Annotated in this window: 7 protein-coding genes; 2 read left to right on the top strand and 5 right to left on the bottom strand. The window is 55.1% G+C overall.

Annotated elements, in window-relative coordinates:
• Positions 1 to 155: 155 nt before the first annotated feature.
• From CHH75_RS20580 to CHH75_RS20565, 4 genes are all read right to left on the bottom strand, one after another.
• Positions 156 to 380 (bottom strand): YezD family protein, encoded by a 225-nt coding sequence (locus CHH75_RS20580; protein ID WP_095265898.1) that lies wholly within the window; start codon positions 378 to 380, stop codon positions 156 to 158.
• Between the two features lie 136 nt (positions 381 to 516).
• On the bottom strand, positions 517 to 1380 hold the full coding sequence (gene cysW, locus CHH75_RS20575) for a sulfate ABC transporter permease subunit CysW (RefSeq protein WP_095265897.1): 864 nt from the start codon (positions 1378 to 1380) through the stop codon (positions 517 to 519).
• 21 nt (positions 1381 to 1401) lie between these two features.
• Positions 1402 to 2250, bottom strand: coding sequence for a sulfate ABC transporter permease subunit CysT (gene cysT / locus CHH75_RS20570; protein WP_095399068.1), 849 nt, complete (start codon positions 2248 to 2250; stop codon positions 1402 to 1404).
• A gap of 35 nt (positions 2251 to 2285) precedes the next feature.
• The gene (locus CHH75_RS20565) at positions 2286 to 3374 is read right to left on the bottom strand and encodes a sulfate ABC transporter substrate-binding protein (RefSeq protein WP_095399071.1); all 1089 of its coding nucleotides are present in this window, start codon (positions 3372 to 3374) and stop codon (positions 2286 to 2288) included.
• Positions 3375 to 3825: 451 nt separating this feature from the next.
• Between CHH75_RS20565 and sleB the strand changes: the two genes are divergently transcribed.
• Entirely contained in the window at positions 3826 to 4431 is a 606-nt protein-coding gene (sleB, locus tag CHH75_RS20560) for a spore cortex-lytic enzyme (protein WP_230875614.1), read from the top strand.
• A gap of 241 nt (positions 4432 to 4672) precedes the next feature.
• Here sleB and CHH75_RS20555 read toward each other — a convergent pair whose 3' ends face one another.
• Entirely contained in the window at positions 4673 to 5725 is a 1053-nt protein-coding gene (locus tag CHH75_RS20555; RefSeq protein ID WP_095399067.1) for a lactonase family protein, read from the bottom strand.
• Between the two features lie 272 nt (positions 5726 to 5997).
• Here CHH75_RS20555 and CHH75_RS20550 point away from each other — a divergent pair, with 272 nt between their 5' ends.
• The gene (locus tag CHH75_RS20550; protein ID WP_095265895.1) at positions 5998 to 6375 is read left to right on the top strand and encodes a cytochrome-c oxidase; all 378 of its coding nucleotides are present in this window, start codon (positions 5998 to 6000) and stop codon (positions 6373 to 6375) included.
• Positions 6376 to 6525 lie beyond the last annotated feature (150 nt).

The raw sequence follows: 6525 nt of genomic DNA, 5'->3' as shown, positions 1-6525 counted from the left end.
GGGCTGCTTCGCGCCGCCTGCCTGGACAGCTTATGGAACGAACACAGCGGAATTCACATCAAAAAGAAGCACTTCCCGGGTTGATGAGATCATTCCATCGCCCATCTAGGGAAGTGCTTCTATGTCGTTCTCTGTGCAGTCACCGCAATATTCGTCTATCTTGATCCCGCTCTTCGCTGCTGTTGCTGAGCTGCTCGGGACCCGCCTTGGTTTTTCCCTGTACCAGAGGCTGTATTCTCAAAACGTTTGCGTTCTGTACGCTCCATCTGCACGATCTGACCCTCATGCACGACAATCTGCAGCGAACCGAATTCCATGTCATTCAGAAGACCTGCAATGCGTTCCAGCCACGTGTCATCCACCTTCAAAGGTTTAGCCATGGATACCGCCTCCTCACCGGGCATAGGTAGGCCCATATGTTCTTATCTGTTCCGGGAGAATTGGCTCCTCCCGTCTATTCATCCTTTTCCAACCAGTATAGTATGAATTAACATTAGCATGGAATAAAAAGCACTGTCAATGTGCATTTTTTCGCGTCAGCAAATTTTTAATGAGCAGCGTGGCCAGCGCTAATAACAGAAGCAGCGAAGCGACTGCAAACGATGCCGAAAACTGATATTCATTATATAAAATCTCCACATGCAGCGGCAGTGTATTGGTCTCTCCGCGAATATGGCCCGAGACGACGGAGACCGCCCCGAACTCGCCCATCGCCCTGGCATTACACAATATAATGCCGTACAGCAAGCCCCAGCGAATGCTTGGCAGCGTCACTTTCCAGAACACCTGCCAGCCGCTCGCCCCAAGCGTGACGGCCGCTTCCTCATCCTGGGTGCCCTGCTCCTCCATTAACGGAATCAGCTCCTTGGCTACAAACGGGAAGGTGACAAACAGCGTGGCCAGCACGATGCCCGGAACTGCAAAGATGATCTTGATATCATGCGCCTCCAGCCAGGGACCAAACCAGCCCTGACGCCCGAATACGAGCACGAAGATCAGGCCGCCGATCACCGGAGAGATTGCAAACGGAAGATCGATCAGCGTGGTGAGCAGCTTCTTGCCCTTGAATTGGAATTTGGTAATCGTCCACGCTGCCATGACGCCAAACACCGTGTTCAGCGGCACGGTTATTGCCGCAACCAGCAGTGTTAGACGAAGGGCGGCACGGGCATCCGGATCGCTTAACGCCGCCCAGTAGACATCGATGCCTCTCTTCAACGCTTCGGACAGCACCGTAACCAATGGAAGCACGATCAGCCACAGCAGCACGAGGCCTGCCAAGCCGACCAGGCTCCATTTGACCCACGGCTTCTCCACCGCTGCCGGTGAGGCCGGCGCCACAACCGACGAAGTGGCTCTGCCAGGTACAGTTCCAGCCATGTTCCTCCTCCTCTCCTTCGGCTACCGGGCGGTCTTACGCGCCCAATGTTGAAGTATGTTAATGCCGAGCAGCAGCAGAAAGGAGATGAGCAGCAAGAGCAGCGCCACCGCGGTAGCTCCGGCATAGTCAAACTGCTCCAGCTTGGACATGATCAATAGCGGTGCGATCTCGGTCTTCATCGGCATATTGCCGGAGATGAAGACAACGGAGCCGTACTCCCCGATCCCGCGGGCAAAAGCAAGCGCAAACCCGGTCAGCAGCGAAGGCACCAGCGTCGGCAGAATGACAGCGCGGAACGTGCGCCAGCGGCCGGCACCGAGCGTAGCCGCTGCCTCTTCGACATCCCGCTCCGCGTCCTGCAGCACCGGCTGCACCGTGCGCACCACGAACGGAATGCCGATGAACATCAGGGCGATCGTGATCCCCAGAGGCGTAAATGCCGCCTTGATGCCAAGCGGGGCAAGCAGCGAGCCGATCCACCCGTTCGCAGAGTATATCGCGGTGAGCGCGACCCCGGCCACGGCGGTCGGGAGCGCAAACGGCAAATCAATGAGCGCGTCCCACAGCCGCTTGCCCGGAAAATCGTACCGCACAAGCACCCAGGCCAGAAGAAGGCCGAGCACGGTGTTCACCCCTGCGGCAATCGCAGCTGTGCCCAGGCTGATCCGATACGACGCCAGCACCCGGGGATCTGTAGCCACGCTCCAGAACTTATCCCAAGTCAGCCCTGTTTTATTCAGCAGCAGCGCCGATAGCGGGACCAACACCACCAGACTCATATAAAAAACCGTGAACCCCATCCCAATTCCAAATCCGGGCAGCACCCGCCGTGCCGCCCTGTTGTTCTGCTTGTTGGCTACCGCCATCATTCTTCATCCTCCCTGCCTTCGGAGTGCCCCTCCGATCAGCTGCCCGGCACGTAAATCTGGTCGAAAATACCGCCATCATTAAAATGCTTGTTCTGGGTTTCCTCCCATGTGCCAAAAACATCTCTCAGCGTAAACAGCTCAATCGCCGGGAACTGCTCCTGGTATTTCTCGCTTACGCTGTCCAGCGTCGGGCGGTAATAGTTATCGGCTGCAATCGTCTGCCCTTCCTCGCTGTACAAATAGTTCAGATAGGCTTCCGCGACTTCCCTCGTGCCGCGCTTATCCACCACTTTATCTACAATCGCCACCGGCGGCTCCGCCAAAATGCTGACCGACGGATTCACAATCTCGAATTTATCGGGGCCAAGCTCGTGAATGGACAGGTACGCCTCATTCTCCCAAGCCAGCAGCACATCGCCGATCTCCCGCTCGACAAACGTCGTTGTCGCCCCGCGTGCACCGCTATCCAGCACCGGCACATGGGTGAACAGTTCCTTGACAAACTCCTGCGCTTTCGCCTCGTCATTGCCGTTGGCCTTGAGCGCATACCCCCATGCCGCCAGGTAGTTCCAGCGCGCGCCGCCGGATGTCTTCGGATTCGGCGTAATGACTTCGACCCCATCCTGAACCAGGTCGGGCCAATCCTGAATGTTCTTCGGATTGCCTTTGCGCACCAGGAATACGATGGTGGACGTGTATGGAGAACTGTTATGCTCAAATTCCTCTTCCCAGCCTTCCTCAATCAATCCAGCCTCGCGGATGGCGTCGATATCATAACCGAGCGCGAGTGTCACCACATCCGCTTCGAGGCCATCAATGACCGAGCGGCTTTGTTTACCCGACCCGCCATGAGACTGCTTGAAGGTCACCTTCTGTCCTTGGGTCTGCTCCCAATAAGCGGCAAAGGCCTTATTGTACTGATCATATAGCTCCCGGGTCGGATCATAGGAAACATTGAGCAGCTCTACGCTCTCCTTGCTCTCCTTGCTCTCCGAATCGGCGGGAGAAGCGCTGCCCGATGGACTTGCGGACGAACCCGTTGTCTGTGATCCGCAAGCGACCAGCGTCAGTGCCATCACCGCAGCCAGACCTGTCAGAACCCCTGTTTTTATCCTCTTTTTCATATCCATATCCCTTCCCCACTTGTTCTTCTGGTCTTCACTAAACAGGCAGGAGTACGAAAAAAAGACAGAGAAAGCCCGGAGAATGAGGTCAAACCGGACGCATCCGTGCCTGCTTCATCCTTCGAGCGTTCCTCCGTCTGTACGGTTAGAACGAATCTTATAATTCCTACCTGTTTAGTGAGTTATATAGGCTATTGTAAAAGAGGTTGTTGCTGCTGTCAAACCTTTTTTTCAAAATAAAGGCAGCCGGTCCCAAGGTGCTTCCAGGGAACCATTTTATAGCTGAAACCCAAGGCTGCGTATGGATTTCCATATCCTGATGGTTGTACACCACTGTTTCCATCTTTATAATTCAACCCGAAAGGAGAGGATCAACATACGCAGTTTGAATGGGACAACGTTGTTGAAGCAGACTTGTACACGAACATTCATCACTTCTTTAGTGGTCATCATGCTGGCATTCCTTCCTGGGTTTGCCCAGAAGGCGGAGGCAGCTCCTTTGCTCAAGTCTGGCAGCACTGGCGGTGATGTATGGGACTTGCAGTATCGCTTGAGAACGCTCGATTTCTACACGCAGCCTCTGGATGGACAATACGGCCCGAATACGGCAGCTGCCGTCGCCCGTTTCCAGAAGGAGTATGGGCTCAGCCCTGACGGAGTTGCCGGACCGCTGACCTGGAGGCAGCTGAAAAAATATACGCTCAATCAACCGGAAATGGACATTATGGCCCGCGTCATCTACAGCGAAGCGCGCGGAGAGCCTTACACCGGCCAAGTCGCCGTCGGCGCGGTGGTCATGAACCGCATTCAGTCAAGCGAGTTCCCGAACAACATCCGGGACGTAGTGTTCCAGCCGCGGGCTTTCACAGCGGTGGACGACGGCCAATACTGGCTGACGCCCAACGAGACAGCCTACCGCGCCGCCCTGGAAGCGGTGAAGGGCTGGGACCCGACCTACGAATCCTTGTATTACTTCAATCCGGATACGGCCACCAGCGCATGGATATGGACCAGACCGCAGGTAGTCAAGATCGGCAAGCATATTTTCGCCCATTAACGGATGACGTCCATCGAGACTCAGCTTCTCCTGAATGTAGACGCGCCAAATGAGATGCAGGAGATCCCCAAGGATCTCCTCGTCCGTTGAAGCATCGCCTGTCTTCGTATTCGATTCCATGTTACGGATCGATGGACGCCGGATTGGCCCGAACGGTTAATGAATAGAGCAAAAAGCATCCGCAGCTTAAAGCCGCAGATGCTTTTTTTTAATATGTGGATAAGGTGTGGATTTCTCTTGCTTAGGCCTTTTCAATAGGACAGATGCAGACCGGACGCTTCACCTCCAGCGTGAAGCCGGTGGCAACCAGATTGCCTGTATCCGGGTCTATGCGGTAGCTGGCAATCACATCGCTGTCCTGATTGGCCGAGAGCAGAAAGCCGCCCGGCAGGATTTGAAAGTGACGCGGTGTTTTGCCGCCGGAAGATACCCAGTTCACCGGGCGCAGCTGACCGCTCGCTTCATCGATGACATACTGAACGATGCTGTCATGCCCCCGGTTTGAAGCATACACATAGCGTCCGCATGGGGATACCACAATATGGGAGGACGTATTGTCATCCACGGACGCATCCGCCGGAAGCGTCGCGCTATGCTGAAGCAGTTTCAAATCTCCGAACGTGCTGTCATACGCATAAGCGGCGACCGTGCTGTTCAGCTCATTCGTGCCGTACATCCATTGTCCCGACGGATGAAAGGCTGTATGCCGCGGACCTGATCCAGGCGGCAGACTGATCTTCTTATGCGTAACCAGCTTGCCTTCCTCGAGCCGGTACAGATTGATTTCATCCATCCCGAGGTCGCTGACGAGCACATACTGGCGGTCCGGCGTCTCGTGCGACGAATGCGGATGCGCCTCGGACTGGCGGTCATCCCGAAGGCTGCGCCCGACATGGCGAACTTTCGAGACCACCTCTCCGACCCTGCCGTCATCCTCGATTGATAGCGCTGCAATATGCCCGTCGGTATATCCCGTCACGAACATCCGCTTGCCATCCCTCGAACGCGAGACATGACAGGCCCCCGACACACCTGCCGGAGTGCGGTTCAGCTCAGTCAGTTCACCGGTCTCCGGATTTACAGAGTAAGCCACCGCTTCGCTGACACCGATCTCGCTGATGGCATACAACACGGAGGACGCCTCATTGAAATCAAGAAATGTGGCGTTTTCAATGTCTGCCGTGCCGCCCAGCAGCCGAAGTTCGCCGGTGTTTCGGTCCATCGCTCCCCAATGTATTCCGTTTTCGTCCCTGGAACCGTAGGTTCCTATGTAGAAAATAACTTCGTCCCGCATATCCACCCGCTCCTTTTATTGTGAATCTTAACTTAACTTCATGCGCCCTCAGGTATCTTTTACCCGGTCCGCTCCCTTCATTAAACATAGGCCTTGCATCGGAGCCCCATCCTATCGCAGACTCCGATTGGAAGTTTTTCTCTATTCTACATCGGATTCGACGAGAATCACAGGGGTCGCCATCGAATGGTGAAAGCTTGTTCCCTTGCCAGGTCTACTTTCCGCTTGTACCACATACATCATAGTAGCACCCCTAGGAAGGAGGCTTTCGATTGGGCATTCAATTGATCAAAATTGCAGCGGTATATTTTTTCATCGGCATTCTGCTCGGGATGTACATGTCCATCAACCATACTTACAATTACTCTTCTATTCACGCGCATGTGAATCTGCTCGGCTGGGCGTCGCTCGGGCTTGCCGGCGTCATCTACCATCTGTTTCCGGCTGCGGGCGAGTCGATCTTTGGCAAGGTCCACTTTTGGCTGCACAATATCGGTCTGCCGCTGATGATGACAGGGTTGTTCCTGCTCGTACACGGCTATGAAGCCGTGGAGCCGGTCATCGCCGCCGGCGGCATTCTGGTCACATTGGGTGTGCTGTCGTTCCTGTACACCGTGTTCACCAATATCGGGACGCGGCACGATAAGTAATTCACCGAACCCGCATGAAACGGGGCCTGACCTCATCATCCTGATTGGACAAGAACGTCAGGTCCCATGTACGCAGGTAATGGGGCGAGGCTGCGGACTGACCGTTTACCGCCGATTGCTCCCCGCAATGATCATAACAGGGGACGACTC

It is taken from the genome of Paenibacillus sp. 7541, assembly GCF_002276395.1.
GTDB classification, from domain to species: Bacteria; Bacillota; Bacilli; order Paenibacillales; family Paenibacillaceae; genus Paenibacillus_AQ; species Paenibacillus_AQ campinasensis.
The sequence above is the reverse complement of the archived record's forward strand: the minus strand, read 5'-3'. Positions and strand labels throughout refer to the sequence as shown.